Consider the following 16,868-nt stretch of genomic DNA (forward strand, 5'->3'; position numbering starts at 1 on the left):
CCGCCCGCCGATCTCGCCCTCCTCCTGCGCAAGCAGAATGGCAGCCCCTTTGGAGACAATCGGCTCGATGCCGATACGGTTGAGGCAGTGTACCGCCTCCGTCAGTTGCGCGATCAGCCGGCGATTGCGCTCGGCGTTTCTTTCGTAGATCAAAGACAGGTATTCGCAAACGTCTTGTGGCAGGTTCTGCGCGGTTCTTGTCGCCAGGGCGAGGGAAGAAACGGTTAGGCTTTCATTGGCCAGGGCTATGATGCCGTCCCAATCCGCGTTGCTCGGCGGATTGCCATTGAGGCACGACACAAGTGCAAGCAGGTTTCGGTAGCTAAGCCGCTTCATGATGCCGACTCAGCGCCTCCACGGCTTCGTCGAGCCGCGAGTAGGAAAGTTCGATCGCGCGAGCGCGGCGCATGACGCCGAGCAGGGTTTCGAACTGCGACAGGTCGAGACGCCCCGCCGGCGTGAAGGCCCCGGAAAAGAGCTCGGACAGGACCCGTGCCGGCTCCACGGCCGAAATCGTAACCGGACCCTTCCTGCGGCGGCGAAGAAGCACGATACTGCCAAGCGGAACCCCCTCATGCGGTGCGTAGGGGATCGATGCGAGATAGCGAACGCGCTTCTTGTCGAGGCGGCGGTGGATCGGGGCAGCGGCGATCGCATCGCGGACGACGCCGTCGATCAGGCCCCATGAGCCGCGCTTCAGTGCCGGCGCAAAAGGCACCCCCTGCACCAGGCCATCGGCACCCACAACCGCGATATCATCCCCAGCACAGGCAAAACCAGCTTGGAGAAGGGCTAGCGCGAGCGTCGTCTTGCCGGCACCCGGCGCGCCACAAATGAGCAGGCCCTGTCGGTTCTTTACGAGAAGCGCGGCATGGAGCGCGACATTCCTCCCGAGGCATGCGAGCACATCGTCCGTCAGCATGGTCTTCAGCGCAGGCGCCGCCTCTTCGGCCGCAATGATGGTTCCACGAGAGTGGTTGCGGCTGATGCAAGCTCCGTTGCCGAAGGCCGCCACCTCGTAGACGAGCGAAGACTTTCGCTCCGGCGTCTCCAGATGCTCGAAAACGGGCAGCACGAGCTCGGCGAGAGGACTATCGTAACAGACTATCGAGACAGCAGTTCCTGCCAGATCAAGCACCTGGCTGCGCAGTGGCGGGCCCTCCTCCTCATCAAGGAGGATGTCCAGCAGGCCCTGACGGGACCAATGCGCAAGGTATTTCCGCACGGAGGCGCGTGCCGTCGCCCGGCTGGCACCGCGCGCCACGAGGCCCGACACCAATTGCTGGAGCGACGCCGGCTCGGTGAGAGCGCATGTGAAATAGGCCGTGAGGTCATCGACCTCAAAAATCTGCTGCGACGATTCTACGAAAATCGTCTTGCGTTGGCCCAGCAGAAAAAAACGTGCCCCCGCGGAGATGCTGAACTTCATTCCAATCGCCCACACCTGCCGTCGCCCAAGGGCGACCCCGCACATGCCTCAAGCATGCGTGCCTATTTGTGATGGAAAATCCGAGTTCCCGCCAGCCCAGACTGCCTTGAACACACGAGAATCAAACACGTAAGGCGGTGTTTCGGCGTCTTGTCACGCAAAAGCGGGCCCGCGCCTGACGCATGGGCCCAGTCCGCTAATCCGCCTGAAAACATCGGTTATTGTAGCTAATAAGCAGGAAGCTTAGGATTCCCGGCTGCTCCGATCCATGGACTTAAGTCCCATGCGACAAGGGCAAAGGTCTTAGGACCATTGCATGCGGACTCTCGTGATACATACTGGCCTGTCGGCGGGCAGCTTTGTAAGCCGCTGAGGCGTTGGCAGGTCCCCGAGATAACCGCGATTTTCGGCAGCAAACCAGTCGCGGGACATGCGAGTGAGTTAACGCCAAAGAGTTATATCCCTTTTTAGCAATTGCTGTAATATAGACAGCGACGAAACCCGGAGGACGCAAGATGGAGAAGGCTCAAAGGGAACATTCTCCCGCCGAGGAAGATAGACGCGCGTTCCTGAAAGCTTGCGGCCGTTTTGCGGCCGTCACGCCACCTGCAGTGACGATGCTTTTGTCCACAAGCCTCACATCAAATGCAATCGCGAAATCAGGTAGCGGTGGCGGATCTGGCGGCGGAAAGGGCAAGGGTGCCGGCAAGGGTAATAAGGGCGGCAAGGGCAAAGGGAAATCCAAGCCCTAAAAACATTTAGCAATTCAGAGTGCTACAGCGACCTTTGCGCGTCTGATAAGACGCGCGGCGGGGGAGAGCCGATGCGTCGCTCTCGCGGAGCGCCTTCTGCGGCGTCCCCGCCTTTCCGATAATGCAGGCGACCTCGTGTCCTGGGCGGAACTGCGACCACGGTCTCGGTCGTCGTCTTTGCTCGGCAAGCAGCATCTATCGCACCGATGTTTCCGCTTACGCAGGAACCTCAAGCCAGTCACCTATCGATGTCCAATCCAACGCCGCCGTCCATGTCAGCCCCGAGCACATCGCGGAATTGACCGGAGCGGAGTGGTTTACGGCAACGTGATCGTTCTGCCACGGAATAGCCACAGAGCTTAATTGAAACCTCGGACGCCGAGCGGACAGTGATTCGCGCGGTCGCCCGCGCGGTTTGGCGCTTACCTGAAAAAATGAGCAGCCACTCTTTCGGAGGAGAACACCGAGAATGAAAGCACTCGCCTGCGCGTTTGTCCTTGGCCTGTCGATCGCAAATCCGGTAGCTGCGATGGATCAGACTCTCGTGCGACAGTTCGAGAAGCTCGACCCGCAGACGCGCCTGGAACAGCGTTGCGATACCGAGGCGATGGAGCGGATCAGCGCGGACAAGACGTCATTCAAGCCGGACAAGGTGATCGCCTACACCTTCGCCGATCCAATCTTCAAGGGCGACAAGATGAAGGCGCCGGGTGCGGTGTTCCGAAGTGGGGGCGATTGGTACAAGCTTGCCTTCAAGTGCCGCACCAACTCAGAGCACCTCGACGTGTTGTCGTTTGAATACAAGATCGGGGAACTTGTGCCGCGGGAACGCTGGGACCAGCTTTATCTTTACCCCTGACACAGCACGCGGACCCGTAGTCCTGCCCATACTGCCCGCACGGCTAGGGAACGCTGCTTTCACATCTATATCAGTGAAAGCAGAAAAGACGCCCCAGGTTCGAAATCCTAGAGCACGGCAATAAGGAACATCAGCGAGCCGAGCGAAAGCGCGGCCATGATGCTCATGAGCACTTTCATCATGTGTTCCGTCATTTCGTACATCCCAGCCTCATTCCCCGACGAACGAACCTAAAGCGCGCCGCATTCAATCGAACTCATGCGCCGCGCTTTAGGTCATTGCTTTATGCACGTCGTTGTCCCAAAACCGCTGCACACTTTTGGGCGACATGCATTAACCGCCAGACCGGCGAAACATGCGTCCGATGCGCCAGCCACGCGCCTGCCGGACAATGACAATTTTCTGACAAATCGGTTAATAAATCACCATATACATGGGGATTAGCCCGCTACGCGCAGACCGGCATGGACGAAGGCATCCGGAACTGCACCTCAGTTCCGTCTACCTATAGCGCATCGCGCTTGGTATCATGCATTCGCTCATGGGCACCGCTAAACGCCCAGCAGGAATGGATTGCATCGCATTGGAAACGACCCTGATAGGAAAAAAGGCGGCCACGAAGAGCCATCGCGCCGGCCAAGGGGTGCTACGCGTCGGTTTCATTCTCGCACGGAGCTTCACGCTCAGCGCCTTCTCGCTGTTTGCCGATGCCTTGAGGCTTGGCAGCGATATCGAGGACAAGTCGGGCCGGGTGAACTGCGACTGGGAGGTGCTTGGCAGCACGAGAAACTTCGTCATGTCCAGCTGCGGCATACAGGTGGCGCCCACGGCCTCGCTCCGCCCGCCGACCGAGTTCAGCTACATCGCCGTCGTTGGCGGGCGGCTCAACGTCGAAGAGCCGATCGACCGGGAAACGATCAACTATCTTCACCGGGCGGTACGGGCGGGCGTGCCGATCATCGGAGTGTGCACGGGAAGCTTCATCCTGGCCGAGGCGGGCGTGCTCGATGGGCATGCCGCCTGCGTCAGCTGGCTCCATCACAATGAGTTTCGATCACGCTTCCCCGCAATCGCGGTGACGTCAAAGCACATCTTTGTCGAGGACGGCAATGTCATCACCTGCGCCGGAGGCAGCAGCGTCGCTGACCTGGCCACCTATCTGATCCGCAAACATGTCGGCGAAGAAGCCGAGCGCAACGCGCTCGAAATCATGCAGATCACCCGCCGCAGAGATGCTACCGAAATGCAGACGCGAAATCCGCTCGGCACGGTCACCGTGCAGGACAAACGGATCAGTCTCGCCCTCATGGTGATGGAGCAGCATCTTGAGGACATCATCGGCATAGACGATGTGGCGAACGCGCTCGGCATATCGCGCAGGCAGCTCGAACGCCTGTTCCAGAACGAGCTCGGCGCCACGCCGGTTTCGGTCTATCTGAAACTTCGCCTCGACGCGGCGATGCGGCTGGTTGCATCCACCGAAAAGCCGTTGATCGACATTGCGCTCGAAACCGGCTTCGAGAACGTGTCTCACTTTATCCGGAAATTCAGGGAAGCGTTTTCGCTCACTCCCGGCGCGGCCCGCAAGCAGCTTGCGGCGGCAAAACGCCCGGCTTCTACAGCGCCCCGCGTTTTACCCAACGCGCAAAGCAGCCGTTAACCCGTTCGCATTACGCGGTTCCCAGCGGAATTACGCTAACCGAAAAGCAATAAAACCGCGCCCACTGCCATCAGAGCCAACCCGGGCCAGTTCCGCGCGAGGCTGAGAAAGCCCAATCCCTGCCGCTTCGGCTCGAGCGTCGGTCCGGTTCCACCCTGGTCGATTCGGTCCTGCGATTGGGGCGACGGGTTGCTCAAATCTCGACGGACGAGCGCCTCCCGCGCCATGAAGAGCATGCCGCAGACGAAAAGAACCGCGCCGACCAGAATTGTCCACACACGCGCCTCCTCCGGCGTTCCTACAGCGCCGCGCGTCCGATCAGACGCGCAAGGTCGCTGTCTTTGTGCCTCAGACTTACCGGTCAGCGGATGCGGCTTTGAGGCCGGACGATGTTCATCTGCAACTCGTGACTCGATGCGTACCTGCCGAGTACTTTGATCAGGCGCTTTTCTTCGGCTTTGTGTATGCCGGCCCGCCTGCAATAGTCTGCCACGTCCCAAACATGCCTGGCCCGAGACTTGTCGAGCGTTCTGATATCAGCATGTGTCATGCTTCGCCTCCCGGATAGCCTTCAAAGAACGCCGGCAGCGGGGTTTGGTTCCGCGGGGGCGGGAACTTGACTCGATGTAGCAGCAGGCCACGTCGACAAGCAGGTAACCTCGGTTAGGCGCCGGGTGTCATAGGCATGTCATCTAACGGTGATGTTTATTCGATGCCTGAGTCCGTCGGAATGGCGCCGCGACTCGTCGCTGGGTAGATGATGCTGAATTTGTTTGACGCCGCCGGTGCGTTCCTGGCCATCAATGTGTTGAGCCTGATGATTGCGGGCTGGCGTATCTGGCCGCGTCTGGGCTCGCAGCCTGAGACGCTGCATCGACCTCCAGTTTCTGTCGTGATCCCGCTATGCGGCCTCGAGGTATTTTCGCGGGAAACGCTGGAGAGCGCGTTTCGCCTGGATTGGCCCGATTATGAAGTCATCTTCTGTGTCGCCGACGCGGGGGATGCCGTGATCCCATTGATCGAGGAAGTGCGCGAACGCCACCCAGCTATTCCCGCAACGGTTCTTGTCGGTGACGACCTGATCAGCGCCAATCCCAAGCTGAACAACTGCGTAAAAGGCTGGAATGCGGCATCGCATGAATGGGTGGTTCTCGCCGATTCGAACGTTCTCATGCCGGCCGATTATCTCATTCGCCTGATGGCCGTGTGGCGGCAGGATACCGGATTGGTATGCTCGACCCCGCTTGGTTCCCGCCCGCATGGGTTCTGGGCGGAAGTTGAATGTGCGTTCCTCAACGCCCACCAGGCGCGCTGGCAATACGCCGGAGAAGCCCTTGGATTCGGCTTTGCCCAGGGCAAGAGCATGCTCTGGCGCAAAAGCATGCTGGATGCCCACGGCGGCATTCAGGCACTGGCGTCGCATATCGCCGAGGATGCGGCCGCAACGAAGCTGGTGAGAAGCCTCGGCTTGAAAGTGCACCTGGTCTCCTCGCCGTTCGAACAGCCATTGGGTACCAGGACCTTTCGCGAGGTCTGGGCGCGGCAGTGCCGCTGGGCGAGATTGCGGCGTGTCACCTTTCCTCAATTCTACTCGCCGGAAATCCTGCTCGGCGTGATGCCGCCACTTCTGTTGTCGCTGCTCGCCGCCTTCGTTGCAGGTCGCAGCCCGTTTGCGGTTACTGGTTTTGTCGTCGGTGCTGCCTATTTGCCGGAACTCGCCCTCACCTATCGGAAGAACTGGCACATGTCCCGATGGTCGCTCATCGCCATGTTCACGCGCGATGCTTTGCTTCCAATCATATGGGTTCGAGGCTGGCTGGCGGGCAGCGCCGATTGGCGAGGCAACAGGATGTCGATCGGCTCGCACGAGTCCCGGCTCGAAACGATTGCGCCCCGGCCGCTCGCAAGCACCTCGTAATCGCGCTGGTGAGGCAGATCAGCAACGGTGATCTGCGGCGTGATGACGGAAAGGACTCGCGTTTGCTGAAAATAGGCGTACCCTGCCTCCATCATCGGCTCGTTATACGGGCGCCGATGCCTGGAAGATCATAGCGCTTTCGCCCCAAGTTGATGGAATCCGGCGCTATGCCTCGTCTCCACCCTCCCCAATCCTTGCGCCGTGGCGAGATCGATCTGCTCGCCCTGTTGTTCGAGCAGCTGCTGGAGGAACGTCAACTACCAAACTGCGGCGAGGAGGCGGAAGCGCTCGCTGCTCGGTTGTTCTCGATTTTCCAATCCGGCGAGCGAAACGTCGAACGGCTGAGAATGCTGACCATGCATTCCTGAAGGCCACCGGCAGCGGATCAGCCAGACGTAAGGCAGACCGCAGGAAGGAAAAATCATGAGATCTTACGTTGGGAGCTTCGGGTATCGCTTCAGACCGGTCGAGTTTGCAATCAGGTCAACCCCCGCACTCTGCATTGGAATGATTGTTTTTATTACCCTGTACGGCGTTCTTTGGTGACCGCATCTTGAAAACGGAGCCGGGCGGAGCAGGCCATCCAAATCCTGGTGCGAAGCCGCTCCAATGCGCCTTGGCGACGAAGAGGCATGCTGTTGCAAGAGTTCCTGTGAAAAATGAAGAGATCCGCAGCCCGCTATAGTGACGAATAAGCCCAGCTGCCTCGCTCCCCTTCCACGCCGCGCAATCTCCAACGTCGTGATGATGTCGGCCGGCGCAGCCTCGCGGGTCGCCGTCCGTCCTATGTCACGACTCGTACTCTGTGAGCCTCTTACGAAGCTCGTGCGAGGAACGCGTCCCGGATTGGTAGAGGTAAAAGATCTGGCTTGCGAGATTCTTCGCGCGCTCGCCTCGGCGCGACCACCCCCTTCGTACAAGTTCGTCGTCAAAGACCCTGCGCAGATGCACCAGTTGAGCAGGATACATGGGGGAGCGAGTATGTGGGAATTGAAGATCAAGCATGGCGCTTTCCCTTACCGGGGCGAAAGCGTGACGAACTTCCGGCCATCGGCGCCCGTATCACTTGCCGATGATCAAACCAGTCTACGCCTATCTGCCGGAAGCGCGAGTCACTACAGCGCCGCGCGTCTTATCAGACGCGCAAAGGACGCTGTAGCACTTTGAATTGCTGCATGTTTTTGTCCTTATATCGGCTACGATTTAAGGAAACATGCAGTAGGGAAATCCGTTGCAGGGTGCGCAACGTGAAATTGGCCCGAGAGACTCGCCCGGAAGGGCTTAACCGATGGAGATTGGTTCCTAAATGGAATGGTGCCCGGAGGCGGATTCGAACCACCGACACGCGGATTTTCAATCCGCTGCTCTACCAACTGAGCTATCCGGGCATCCTGCCTTTGACGGCAACGGCTCTCTTCAGAGCCATCGGGGCGGTGTGTTCGCCCCGGAAGCGAGCGGGGTTATAACATCTTGTTCGGCCGTGTCCAGCACCAAATGACTCTTTTTTGAAAGGAATTCGGCGCGCGGTGGAAAAGGCGAAAAAGATAAGGCTATTCAGCAGGATCGCGCCGGATCGCCAACGATTTCGGAGCGTCTCACGCGGAAATCGAAGCAGGGCGACTGCCGCAGGGAACAGTTAAGATACGGCGGAAATCGAAGCACGGACCGGACGCATCAATAGGCGTCAGCGATCCTCGTCGTCCGCCTTCGACTCGTCATCGGCGACCGGAATCGCATAGGATCCGGAAAGCCAGCGATTGAGGTCGACGTTGCGGCAGCGCTCGGAACAGAACGGATAATGCTCGCGCGCGGACGGGCGGCCGCATTCCGGGCAGGGCCGCGTCGCGCGCAGGGGTTCGACGTTCGAACCGCTCTTCTTGCTTTCGCCGCTCAATTCTCTTCAGCCTTCCAGCCAGCGATTGTGCACGTCATATCCTTCACCGATGAGAAGATTGACGGTTTCGTAGAGTGGCAAGCCTACCACATTGGTATAGGAACCGACGAGCTTGACGACAAAACTGCCGGCAATGCCCTGGATGGCATAGCCACCCGCCTTGCCGCGCCACTGGCCTGAGGCGAGGTAGCTTTCGATATCGTGGCCCGAAAGACGCTTGAAGCGCACCTTGGTGTCGATGACCTTCTGGCGGATGGTGCGATCCGGGGTGACGAGGCAGATGCCCGTATAGACGCGATGGCTACGGCCGGAGAGAAGATGCAAGGCGCTCGACGCCTCGCTCACCAGCTCCGGCTTCGGCAGAATGCGGCGGCCAACGCAAACGACGGTGTCGGCAGCGAGAATGTAGCTGCCGTCCCAGCCCGGCTCCCCCTTGATCGCAGCAAGCGCCGCCTTCGCCTTCTCGGCCGACAGGCGCCGCGCCAGAGAGCGGGGATGCTCCGCACGCTTTGGTGTCTCATCAAGATCCATCGGCAGCAGGCGCGCAGGCTCGATGCCCGCCTGCGCCAGAAGCTCCACACGACGCGGCGACCCGGACGCCAGTATCAGTTTTTGGTTCACTGCCATCGAAGCGAGCCGTTGTTTCCCGGTTGGTAAGCGCTGTGTCGCCGGGACCTACTTGAAGCGGTAGGTGATGCGGCCCTTCGTCAGATCGTAGGGGGTCATTTCGACGAGCACCTTGTCACCGGCGAGAACGCGGATGCGGTTCTTGCGCATACGGCCGGCCGTATGAGCGATAATCTCATGCTCGTTTTCAAGCTTCACGCGGAAGGTCGCGTTGGGAAGCAATTCGGTGACCACGCCCGGAAATTCTAGGACTTCTTCTTTCGCCATACAGGATTGTTCTTTCTCGTTTTCATTCTGGGATGCGCCACGCATCCGCGAAAATTTGCCGGAAACTACACAATCGGGGAAGCTTTGTGAACCGCTTTGATCCGGCTTTTTCAGCAATTGTACGCCATGCTTCCTCAATCGGCATCAATGCCGTTTGCCCTTGGACGGAACGGCACTGATTTTTGACGGTCAGGCCTCCTCGCGGCGCGCGTGCTCGACAGCCAAGCGGCTGGCGATCAGCGTCGCCAGATGGTCACGAACTGAGCGATAGGCCGCAACGATCTGCTCGCGCGTCCCGGTCGCAACCGTTGGATCCGGTGTCGGCCAATAGACGACATCGACGGCCATGGACCGGGTCAGTTCAAGCGCCACGTGGTGGGCTTCCGGCGCGAGCGTCACGATGATGTCGAAGTAATCGTCCTCAAGCTCATCGAGCGTGCGCGGCTGATGGCGGTCGATCGTCAGGCCGACTTCGGCGAGGACCACATCGACGAAGGGATCTCGCTCCCCATGCCGCACGCCGGCTGATGCGACGTAAGTCCCCTTCGGCAGTGTTGCCTTGGCAAGAGCTTCGGCCATCGGCGAGCGGATGGCATTCATTCCGCACATGAAGAGAACCGAGCGGGGCGATTTCGCTTGCGGCAAGGCGGTACCGGTCATATCGCCCCCGTCAACCACGCCAATAGAGCACACAGACCAGTGTGAAGAGCCGCCGCGCCGTATCGAAATCCAGCCTGATCTTGCCGGACAAGCGATCCATCAGCGTCTGCGAGCCCTCGTTGTGAATGCCGCGGCGGCCCATGTCGATCGCTTCGATCTGGCTCGGCGTCGCCGATCGGATCGCGGCGTAATAGCTTTCGCAGATCATGAAATAGTCCTTGACGATCCGCCGGAATGGCGTCAGCGACAGGATATGCGTAGCGACATCCTCCCCGCCATCGGTCGAGATCGCGAAGACGAGCTTCGAGTCCACCAGCGACAGGTTCAGCCGATAAGGACCACCGGGATGCCCCACGGGCTCGAAGAGATTTTCCTCGAGCAGGTCGAAGATCGCAACCGCGCGCTCGTGCTCCACGTCGGGGGTCGAGCGGCCGATCGTTGTTTCGTCCAGCACGACATCGCAGAGCCGCAGGTTGCGATCGGCCTTCATCCCTCGCCCCCGAGATTGAGGCGAATGGCGACCGAGCGGGCATGGGCCTCAAGACCTTCCGACCGCGCGAGCGCGATCGCAGCGGGACCGAGCGCGCGCAACTGATCCGCACCGAGCCTGAGGATCGATGTCCGCTTCATGTAGTCGAGCACGCCGAGGCCGGACGAGAAGCGCGCCGAGCGCGCCGTCGGCAGCACATGGTTCGAGCCGCCGACATAGTCGCCGATGACCTCCGGCGTATGGCGACCAACGAAGATGGCACCGGCATTGCGGATCTTCGGAACCATCTGATCCGCATCCGCCATAGCCAGTTCCAGGTGCTCGGCGGCGATCCGGTTGGCAAGGGGTACCGCCTTCTCGAGATCCGGCACCTCGATGATGGCGCCGAAATCGCGCCAGCTTGCAGCCGCGGTTTCGGCACGCGGCAGCGTCTTCAACTGCCGTTCGACCGCCGCCGCCACCGCATCCCCGAAGGCCGCATCATCGGTGATCAGGATCGCCTGGGCGCCGGCGTCGTGTTCGGCCTGCGCCAGAAGGTCGGCGGCGATCCAGTCCGGGTCGTTACCATTGTCGGCGATCACCAGCACTTCCGACGGACCGGCAATCATGTCGATGCCGACAGTGCCGAAAACCTGCCGCTTGGCGGCCGCGACATAGGCGTTGCCCGGACCGACGATCTTGGCCACCGGCGCGATCGTCTCGGTACCATAGGCAAGTGCGGCGACCGCCTGGGCGCCGCCGATACGGTAGATTTCCTCGACGCCGGCGAGACGCGCGGCCGCGAGCACGGCCGGGTTGATCGCGCCGCCGCTTGCAGGCACGACCATGACGATGCGCGGCACGCCGGCAACCTTGGCAGGCAGTGCATTCATGAGAACCGAGCTCGGATAGCTCGCCGTGCCGCCCGGCACATAGAGCCCGACCGCGTCAATCGCCGTCCAGCGCGAGCCGAGCCCAACGCCCAGTCCATCTTCGTAGATATCGTCCTTCGGCAATTGCCGGCGGTGATGCGCCTCGATCCGGGTTGCGGCGACCTTCAAGGCGCCGAGAACCTCGGGCTCGACCGCATCGATCGCCGCGTCGATCTCAGCCGCGCCGACGGCCATCGCGGTTGTGGCGAAATCGATGCCGTCGAAGCGAGCGGAGTACTCCGCCAACGCCGCGTCGCCCCGGGCGCGAACATCGTCGATGATGGCGCGTACGGCGGCATTGACGTCTTCCGAAACTTCCCGCTTGGTTGTCAAAAACGCGGCAAACGCCTGTTCGAAGCCGCTGTCGAGATAGTTCAGCCTGGTTGCCAATGCGAGATATCCTTCTGGTGATGACCGGTCGGGTGCTCAGGCGCCTTCGGGATGCCGGGGTCTGAACGCGGTTTCCCACGCCCCGCCCGTGTCGGCAAGCTGTACCTCGATACATTCCACATCGAGCACGATCGATGCCTCTCCGGCGAGCACCAGTTCGATCGCACCTTCCGGCCCCTCGCCCTTCATGGAAAAACGCAGGGCCAGGAGGTCGAGAACCGCTTCTGCATCCCCCCGGTCGAAACCGAGCGAGCGCACGGCGACCACGCGCTTGAACGAGAGCACGGCCCGGCGCCGCTCGAAACTGCGCCGCTTGCCGTCGGCGTTTTCCCAGACGAACCGGTTGATGACCAAGGAAAGCTGACCACGGCGGGCGTCATAGGAAATGCCCGCCACCTTGAAGACTGCGTCCTGCACATGCGCGGAAACGACGCCAAGGTCTTCCTCGTCGAGTGCCAGCAGCTTCAGAGCATCCATGCGATCCATCCTGTTTTCAGGCGCCATCTTTTTGCGCCACAATCGCAATGGACATAAGGCGTCGCGCCAGAAACCGCAACGGTTCCGGGCGCATTACAGCGCCGCGCGTCCAATCGGACGCGCAAAGGTCGCTGTAGCACCTTAAATTGCCGCATCATTTTGTCCTTAAATCGATTCCGATTTAAGGAATCATGCAAGTTGAGCGGGACGAAATGGCGCGGGACGCGGTTTTACGCGCGATCCGCTCCCGCTTTTCCTGAAATCGAACCATCCTGCAATCCTGGACAGGGCGACCCGCCGGGAATTAGTCGCTGACGCGCTCCACGTGCGCGCCGCAGCGCGTAAGTTTCGCTTCCAGGCGCTCGAAGCCCCGATCGAGGTGGTAGACGCGCGAAACCATGGTTTCGCCCTCGGCCGCAAGCCCGGCAATGACGAGCGAGACAGAGGCACGCAGGTCGGTCGCCATCACCGGCGCGCCCTTCAGCCGGCTCACCCCTTCGATCTTCGCCGTCTGGCCCGAAAGCGAGATCTTCGCGCCGAGCCGCGCCAGTTCCTGCACATGCATGAAACGGTTCTCGAAGATCGTTTCCGTGATGTGGGAAATACCGCTCGACTTGGTCATCAGCCCCATGAACTGGGCCTGCAGGTCGGTCGGGAAGCCAGGGAAGGGATCGGTGACAATATCGACGGGCTTGATGCCGGCGCCGTTGCGGACGACGCGGATGCCGCTGTTCGTCTGGCTGATCTCTGCGCCCGCCCGCCGGATCGCTTCGAGCGCGGTGTCGAGGAGGGCGGCGTCGGTGTCTTCGAGAATGACGTCGCCGCCGGCCATGGCGACCGCCATGGCATAGGTGCCGGTCTCGATGCGGTCGGGCAGCACGCGATGGCGGGCGCCGGAAAGAGAGCGTACGCCCTCGATCGTGATCGTGCTCGTGCCCTGCCCGCTGATCTTCGCGCCCATGGCATTGAGGCACTTGGCGAGATCGACGACCTCCGGCTCGCGGGCGGCATTGCCGAGCACCGTCGTGCCGTTGGCGAGCGTCGCGGCCATCATCAACACATGGGTGGCGCCGACGGAGACTTTCGGAAAGACGTAGCGCGCACCGATCAGCCCGCCTTCCGGCGCCTTCGCGTTGACGTAGCCGCCGTCGATCTCGATATCGGCGCCGAGCGCGGTCAGCCCCTCTATGAAGAGATCGACGGGCCTCGTGCCGATGGCGCAGCCGCCCGGCAGCGACACACGCGCCTTGCCTTCGCGGGCGAGCAGCGGCCCGATGACCCAGAAGCTCGCGCGCATCTTCGATACGAGTTCATAGGGCGCGGTGGTGTCGACGATGTTGCGGCTGGTAAAATGGATCGTGCGGGCGTAGCTCTCGCCCTGGCGCTCGCGCCGGCCGTTGACGGAAATATCGGCGCCATGATTACCGAGGATGCGGATCAGTTGCTCGACGTCGGCCAGATGCGGAACGTTTTCCAGCGTCAGCGTATCGTCGGTGAGCAGCGACGCGATCATCAGCGGCAGGGCCGCATTCTTGGCGCCGGAAATGGGAATGACCCCGTGAAGTTGATTGCCGCCTACAATCCTGATGCGATCCATGAGGCCTCTTGAACGGGCTCAAAGCCCGCCTTTCCGTAAATTCAGTGTTGTTTGAAGGCGTCTCTTATTGGAGATGCCGTGAAATTAGAAGTGCGTTGAAATGCGGGTGACGGGAGACCGCCGAGAATTTCCGAAGAATTCACGACAATCGTCGCCATCTCTGTCTAATCGTCCGATTCGTCCGTTTTTGCGGCAGGCAATCCGGATGTCTCGTCGGCGGCGCCTGCGCGGCGCGCTCGCATCTGCTGCTTGCGGCGTTGGAGATTGTCGCGCAAGTTCTTTGCGAGCCGCAATCGCTTGGCGTCTGATTCCACGGTGCGGCCGCCCTTTGCTGCCTTCGGCGGGTGCTGCTTGTCGTCATCGTCCTGCATGGCCAATGCATTAGCGCAAAATCGGGACCTTCGAAAGCATGAGGCCGATTTCTGATGGATCGGGCCAAAAACTTCGAATTGCGGCTTGCGCTCGCCCCAAAGCTATGGCAATAGGCGCCTCGCTTGATGCGGCTTGTCACAAACCGGCCGCCGGAATGCTGCTATAGCTCAGGGGTAGAGCACTCCCTTGGTAAGGGAGAGGCCGAGAGTTCAAATCTCTCTAGCAGCACCAGTTTTCCCGAAATGAAATCAACATCTTGCCCATATATCAATGGGTTAGACTTCCGTTTGGTCCATCATATTGGTACAGCGGAGCTATGGACGACATGCCCCTTCCCCCTCGCTTGAAGCGCAACGGAAACGTCTACTGGTTTCGGTGCGCGATCCCTCGCGACATTTCGGCCACCTATCCGAAGACCGAGGAAAAGTTCTCGCTGAAGACGAGCGACTACCAAGAGGCCTTGAAGAAGCTACGGAAAGCCTCTGCCGAAGTCGACGAGCGGTTCGAAGAACACAGAAGGCGGCTTGCGAAGGAACGCGAGCCGGCCCTCCCTGAATTGACCGAACAGCAGATCAAATACGTCGGCCAAGTCTACTACACGCATCTGCTTCAGGAGGACGAGGAGGTACGGGAGAGCGGCTTCGTTGATCGCGACTTTGATGAGGATGCAGAAACCACCGAGGCGCTAGAGGCTGTCGTTCGTCGCGATTACGCGCGCGGAATGGTCGATGAGTTCATGGTCGGGGAAGCGGAGGAGGTGCTGACCTGGGATGGAGTCGGCCTGAAACTACAGCCTACCTCACCAAGTTGGCCGAAGCTGGCCCGCGAACTCCAAGCCGCATGGATAAAGGCTTCAGCAGCCAAACGGCAACGCAACGAGGGGACGCCGGTCGAGACCCCTGCCATGCCCGACGCGAAGACGGCGAAGGCTGGCAAACTGTTGTCCGTGATCATTGATGAATGGGTCGCTGAGAAGGGCAGAGGCAACGGGGAGTGGGTGGCCTCAACCCTGGCCGCGAACAAGCTGTGGGCAGAACGCTTCGTTGAGATGGCCGGAGACAAGCCCATCAACGAATACGTCAAGGCGGATGCGCGGGAGTTCAAGGTGGCGCTGCTGAAGCTGCCCCCGAACTGGACGAAGAACAAGGAAATCGGTCAATTGCCGATGAAGGACGCGGCAGCTAAGGCTGCTGCCTTGGGCATTGACCCGATGTCGAGTAAGAACGTGAACAAGGTTCTCGGCTTCCTCCGGGCTCTGTGGAATTGGGCAGTCGCCAATCATGACGATGTGTCGGGCAACCCCTTCGATGGGCTGAACGTCAAGATCAGCGGCAAGGCGCGTGACGAGCGGCATCCATTTACGACCGAGGAACTCATGAAGCTGTTTCGCTCGCCGCTCTTCACCGGTTGCCGTAGTGAGCGATACCACAACACTGTCGGTTCCTTTGTGCCCAACGATCAGGGCATCTATTGGGTGCCTCTGCTGGGCCTCTTCACGGGCTGCCGATCTGGCGAAATCATCCAGCTTCGTTTGGAAGACATCCGAGCCGATGCCGGGATCACCTATTTCCAAGTGACGGACGACGGGGAAGACCTGAACCTGAAGACAGCAGCATCTTTCCGCCGTATACCCGTCCACCAAACGCTAATCGATCTGGGTTTCCTGCAGTTCGTGGAGCAGCAGCGCAAGCGTAAACACAAGCGCCTATTTCCCGAAATGCCGAAGGCGGCGGATGGCTACTACTCAACCGCGTATTCGACCAAATTCAAGAACACGCTTAAGGCGATCGGCGTTAAGCACGAAAAGAACGCTTTCCATAGCTTCCGCCACAGCTTCGAGGACGGCTGCCGCAACAGTCGCATACCTGGGGACTTCATGAATGCGCTTCAGGGTCACGCCGAAAAGGGTATGGTTGGGCGCTATGGCAACGGGACGTACGGGCTTCACTTGCTGAACGAGGAAATGCAGAAACTCAGATACGAGGGACTGGACCTGTCACACCTGAAACGCAATTGAGATAAGTCATAACGTCCTCGCTAGTGGTAAAAATCTGACGCTTGGTGCCCGATGCGGATTACCTGTTCCGACCTCAGAGAGGCCATTACAGCGTTCGTGATCAATGCCTAGAAGCAGTCGTTTGATTATCCAAGCAGCGGTTCCCCCGCCCACAGGGCTCTTCGGCTCTGTTAGCTCGGGATTGACCAGCACCAACAAAGCATGTGGGATGCCATCAAGTCAGCCAATCGCAACCAGCAGCCTTGCTACTACACGCACACCCCTCTGGAGAATGCCTGTGCCGAAGCCGAGCGGTTGCTCACTAAGGACCCATGGCAGGCCGTGATCTGGTTTGCCGAATACATGAGAGCCGAGAGCAAGCGCGCAGCCGAGCAAGCGCGATGGCTCTGATCAGACGTAAGTTGATCTGAGATACGAAGACACCTACCCATTAAGGTTCGACGACGCTTAGCAGTTTCTTGGGACGATTTCCGTCAACCTGTTGAATTTCTTTCAAAAATCGAGCCTATTTGCCCGGTTTGATCTTGATCGGAAAAGCCCGGCCAGGA

General features: G+C 60.1%; 20 protein-coding genes and 2 tRNA genes. 8 read left to right on the forward strand and 14 right to left on the reverse strand.

What is annotated here, in order from left to right; translation table 11 throughout:
• Together GHK62_RS34190 and GHK62_RS09730 are read right to left on the reverse strand one after the other, a co-directional pair.
• Positions 1-336: nucleotidyltransferase family protein (locus GHK62_RS34190; protein WP_234886836.1), on the reverse strand; the 336-nt coding region annotated here is incomplete at its 3' end.
• Positions 323-1,429, reverse strand: coding sequence for a phosphoenolpyruvate carboxykinase (ATP) (locus tag GHK62_RS09730; RefSeq protein WP_153438487.1), 1,107 nt, complete (start codon positions 1,427-1,429; stop codon positions 323-325). The genes GHK62_RS34190 and GHK62_RS09730, both read right to left, overlap by 14 nt.
• A 515-nt stretch (positions 1,430-1,944) precedes the next feature.
• Here GHK62_RS09730 and GHK62_RS09735 point away from each other — a divergent pair.
• The 3 genes from GHK62_RS09735 to GHK62_RS09745 all read left to right on the forward strand — a co-directional run bounded on the left by GHK62_RS09735 (position 1,945) and on the right by GHK62_RS09745 (position 4,700).
• Positions 1,945-2,181: a hypothetical protein gene (locus GHK62_RS09735; RefSeq protein WP_153438489.1), complete on the forward strand. Its 237-nt coding sequence runs from the start codon at positions 1,945-1,947 to the stop codon at positions 2,179-2,181.
• A gap of 469 nt (positions 2,182-2,650) precedes the next feature.
• On the forward strand, positions 2,651-3,040 hold the full coding sequence (locus GHK62_RS09740; protein WP_153438491.1) for a DUF930 domain-containing protein: 390 nt from the start codon (positions 2,651-2,653) through the stop codon (positions 3,038-3,040).
• A 583-nt stretch (positions 3,041-3,623) separates the two neighbouring features.
• Positions 3,624-4,700 carry a GlxA family transcriptional regulator gene (locus GHK62_RS09745; protein ID WP_153438493.1) on the forward strand — a complete coding sequence of 359 codons (1,077 nt, stop codon included), beginning with the start codon at positions 3,624-3,626 and terminating at the stop codon, positions 4,698-4,700.
• A gap of 35 nt (positions 4,701-4,735) precedes the next feature.
• On the opposite strand, the gene GHK62_RS09750 is transcribed toward GHK62_RS09745, so the two are convergent.
• The gene (locus tag GHK62_RS09750; RefSeq protein WP_184108428.1) at positions 4,736-4,978 is read right to left on the reverse strand and encodes a hypothetical protein; all 243 of its coding nucleotides are present in this window, start codon (positions 4,976-4,978) and stop codon (positions 4,736-4,738) included.
• A gap of 83 nt (positions 4,979-5,061) precedes the next feature.
• Positions 5,062-5,250: a hypothetical protein gene (locus GHK62_RS09755; RefSeq protein WP_153438495.1), complete on the reverse strand. Its 189-nt coding sequence runs from the start codon at positions 5,248-5,250 to the stop codon at positions 5,062-5,064.
• Between the two features lie 210 nt (positions 5,251-5,460).
• On the opposite strand from GHK62_RS09755, the gene GHK62_RS09760 reads away from it, so the two are divergent.
• Both GHK62_RS09760 and GHK62_RS09765 read left to right on the forward strand, forming a co-directional pair.
• The gene (locus GHK62_RS09760) at positions 5,461-6,618 is read left to right on the forward strand and encodes a ceramide glucosyltransferase (protein WP_153438907.1); all 1,158 of its coding nucleotides are present in this window, start codon (positions 5,461-5,463) and stop codon (positions 6,616-6,618) included.
• Between the two features lie 167 nt (positions 6,619-6,785).
• Entirely contained in the window at positions 6,786-6,986 is a 201-nt protein-coding gene (locus GHK62_RS09765; protein ID WP_153438497.1) for a hypothetical protein, read from the forward strand.
• Between the two features lie 944 nt (positions 6,987-7,930).
• Here GHK62_RS09765 and GHK62_RS09775 read toward each other — a convergent pair.
• From GHK62_RS09775 to GHK62_RS09825, 10 genes are all read right to left on the reverse strand, one after another.
• Positions 7,931-8,006, reverse strand: a tRNA-Phe gene (locus GHK62_RS09775).
• 296 nt (positions 8,007-8,302) lie between these two features.
• The gene (yacG, locus tag GHK62_RS09780; protein ID WP_153438500.1) at positions 8,303-8,512 is read right to left on the reverse strand and encodes a DNA gyrase inhibitor YacG; all 210 of its coding nucleotides are present in this window, start codon (positions 8,510-8,512) and stop codon (positions 8,303-8,305) included.
• Positions 8,513-8,518: 6 nt separating this feature from the next.
• On the reverse strand, positions 8,519-9,139 hold the full coding sequence (locus tag GHK62_RS09785) for a Maf-like protein (RefSeq protein ID WP_153438502.1): 621 nt from the start codon (positions 9,137-9,139) through the stop codon (positions 8,519-8,521).
• Between the two features lie 48 nt (positions 9,140-9,187).
• A complete protein-coding gene (infA, locus tag GHK62_RS09790; protein WP_004435948.1) occupies positions 9,188-9,406 on the reverse strand; it encodes a translation initiation factor IF-1 in 219 nt (72 codons plus the stop codon).
• A 189-nt stretch (positions 9,407-9,595) separates the two neighbouring features.
• Positions 9,596-10,066 (reverse strand): arsenate-mycothiol transferase ArsC, encoded by a 471-nt coding sequence (locus GHK62_RS09795; RefSeq protein WP_153438504.1) that lies wholly within the window; start codon positions 10,064-10,066, stop codon positions 9,596-9,598.
• A gap of 10 nt (positions 10,067-10,076) precedes the next feature.
• Complete coding sequence (locus GHK62_RS09800) at positions 10,077-10,556, reverse strand: UPF0262 family protein (RefSeq protein ID WP_153438506.1); 480 nt, start codon at positions 10,554-10,556, stop codon at positions 10,077-10,079.
• Entirely contained in the window at positions 10,553-11,857 is a 1,305-nt protein-coding gene (hisD, locus tag GHK62_RS09805) for a histidinol dehydrogenase (RefSeq protein ID WP_153438508.1), read from the reverse strand. The genes GHK62_RS09800 and hisD overlap by 4 nt, the downstream gene beginning before the upstream one ends.
• Positions 11,858-11,893: 36 nt before the next feature.
• Positions 11,894-12,334 (reverse strand): DUF2948 family protein, encoded by a 441-nt coding sequence (locus GHK62_RS09810; protein ID WP_153438510.1) that lies wholly within the window; start codon positions 12,332-12,334, stop codon positions 11,894-11,896.
• Positions 12,335-12,638: 304 nt separating this feature from the next.
• Positions 12,639-13,931, reverse strand: a complete 1,293-nt coding sequence (murA, locus tag GHK62_RS09820) for a UDP-N-acetylglucosamine 1-carboxyvinyltransferase (RefSeq protein WP_153438514.1) — start codon at positions 13,929-13,931, stop codon at positions 12,639-12,641.
• A gap of 164 nt (positions 13,932-14,095) precedes the next feature.
• Complete coding sequence (locus GHK62_RS09825; protein WP_153438516.1) at positions 14,096-14,308, reverse strand: hypothetical protein; 213 nt, start codon at positions 14,306-14,308, stop codon at positions 14,096-14,098.
• Between the two features lie 151 nt (positions 14,309-14,459).
• Between GHK62_RS09825 and GHK62_RS09830 the strand changes: the two genes are divergently transcribed.
• The 3 genes from GHK62_RS09830 (at position 14,460) to GHK62_RS09840 (ending at position 16,710) form a co-directional block, all read left to right on the forward strand.
• Positions 14,460-14,534: transfer RNA gene (locus GHK62_RS09830), tRNA-Thr, on the forward strand.
• Between the two features lie 85 nt (positions 14,535-14,619).
• Positions 14,620-16,320 carry a site-specific integrase gene (locus GHK62_RS09835; protein ID WP_234886837.1) on the forward strand — a complete coding sequence of 567 codons (1,701 nt, stop codon included), beginning with the start codon at positions 14,620-14,622 and terminating at the stop codon, positions 16,318-16,320.
• Between the two features lie 201 nt (positions 16,321-16,521).
• Positions 16,522-16,710 carry a hypothetical protein gene (locus GHK62_RS09840; protein ID WP_153438518.1) on the forward strand — a complete coding sequence of 63 codons (189 nt, stop codon included), beginning with the start codon at positions 16,522-16,524 and terminating at the stop codon, positions 16,708-16,710.
• The last annotated feature ends 158 nt before the right edge of the window (positions 16,711-16,868 follow it).

Source organism: Sinorhizobium terangae (assembly GCF_009601505.1).
In the GTDB taxonomy this organism is placed as follows: domain Bacteria; phylum Pseudomonadota; class Alphaproteobacteria; order Rhizobiales; family Rhizobiaceae; genus Sinorhizobium; species Sinorhizobium terangae.

Excerpts from the sequence above, each read along its gene's own strand:
- GHK62_RS09730 (WP_153438487.1), bottom strand. The coding sequence starts at position 1,429 with ATGAAGTTCAGCATCTCCGCGGGGGCACGTTTTTTTCTGCTGGGCCAA.
- GHK62_RS09735 (WP_153438489.1), top strand. The coding sequence starts at position 1,945 with ATGGAGAAGGCTCAAAGGGAACATTCTCCCGCCGAGGAAGATAGACGC.
- GHK62_RS09740 (WP_153438491.1), top strand. The coding sequence starts at position 2,651 with ATGAAAGCACTCGCCTGCGCGTTTGTCCTTGGCCTGTCGATCGCAAAT.
- GHK62_RS09755 (WP_153438495.1), bottom strand. The coding sequence starts at position 5,250 with ATGACACATGCTGATATCAGAACGCTCGACAAGTCTCGGGCCAGGCAT.
- GHK62_RS09760 (WP_153438907.1), top strand. The coding sequence starts at position 5,461 with ATGCTGAATTTGTTTGACGCCGCCGGTGCGTTCCTGGCCATCAATGTG.
- GHK62_RS09765 (WP_153438497.1), top strand. The coding sequence starts at position 6,786 with ATGCCTCGTCTCCACCCTCCCCAATCCTTGCGCCGTGGCGAGATCGAT.
- GHK62_RS09785 (WP_153438502.1), bottom strand. The coding sequence starts at position 9,139 with ATGGCAGTGAACCAAAAACTGATACTGGCGTCCGGGTCGCCGCGTCGT.
- infA (WP_004435948.1), bottom strand. The coding sequence starts at position 9,406 with ATGGCGAAAGAAGAAGTCCTAGAATTTCCGGGCGTGGTCACCGAATTG.
- GHK62_RS09795 (WP_153438504.1), bottom strand. The coding sequence starts at position 10,066 with ATGACCGGTACCGCCTTGCCGCAAGCGAAATCGCCCCGCTCGGTTCTC.
- GHK62_RS09800 (WP_153438506.1), bottom strand. The coding sequence starts at position 10,556 with ATGAAGGCCGATCGCAACCTGCGGCTCTGCGATGTCGTGCTGGACGAA.
- GHK62_RS09810 (WP_153438510.1), bottom strand. The coding sequence starts at position 12,334 with ATGGATGCTCTGAAGCTGCTGGCACTCGACGAGGAAGACCTTGGCGTC.
- murA (WP_153438514.1), bottom strand. The coding sequence starts at position 13,931 with ATGGATCGCATCAGGATTGTAGGCGGCAATCAACTTCACGGGGTCATT.
- GHK62_RS09835 (WP_234886837.1), top strand. The coding sequence starts at position 14,620 with ATGGACGACATGCCCCTTCCCCCTCGCTTGAAGCGCAACGGAAACGTC.
- GHK62_RS09840 (WP_153438518.1), top strand. The coding sequence starts at position 16,522 with ATGTGGGATGCCATCAAGTCAGCCAATCGCAACCAGCAGCCTTGCTAC.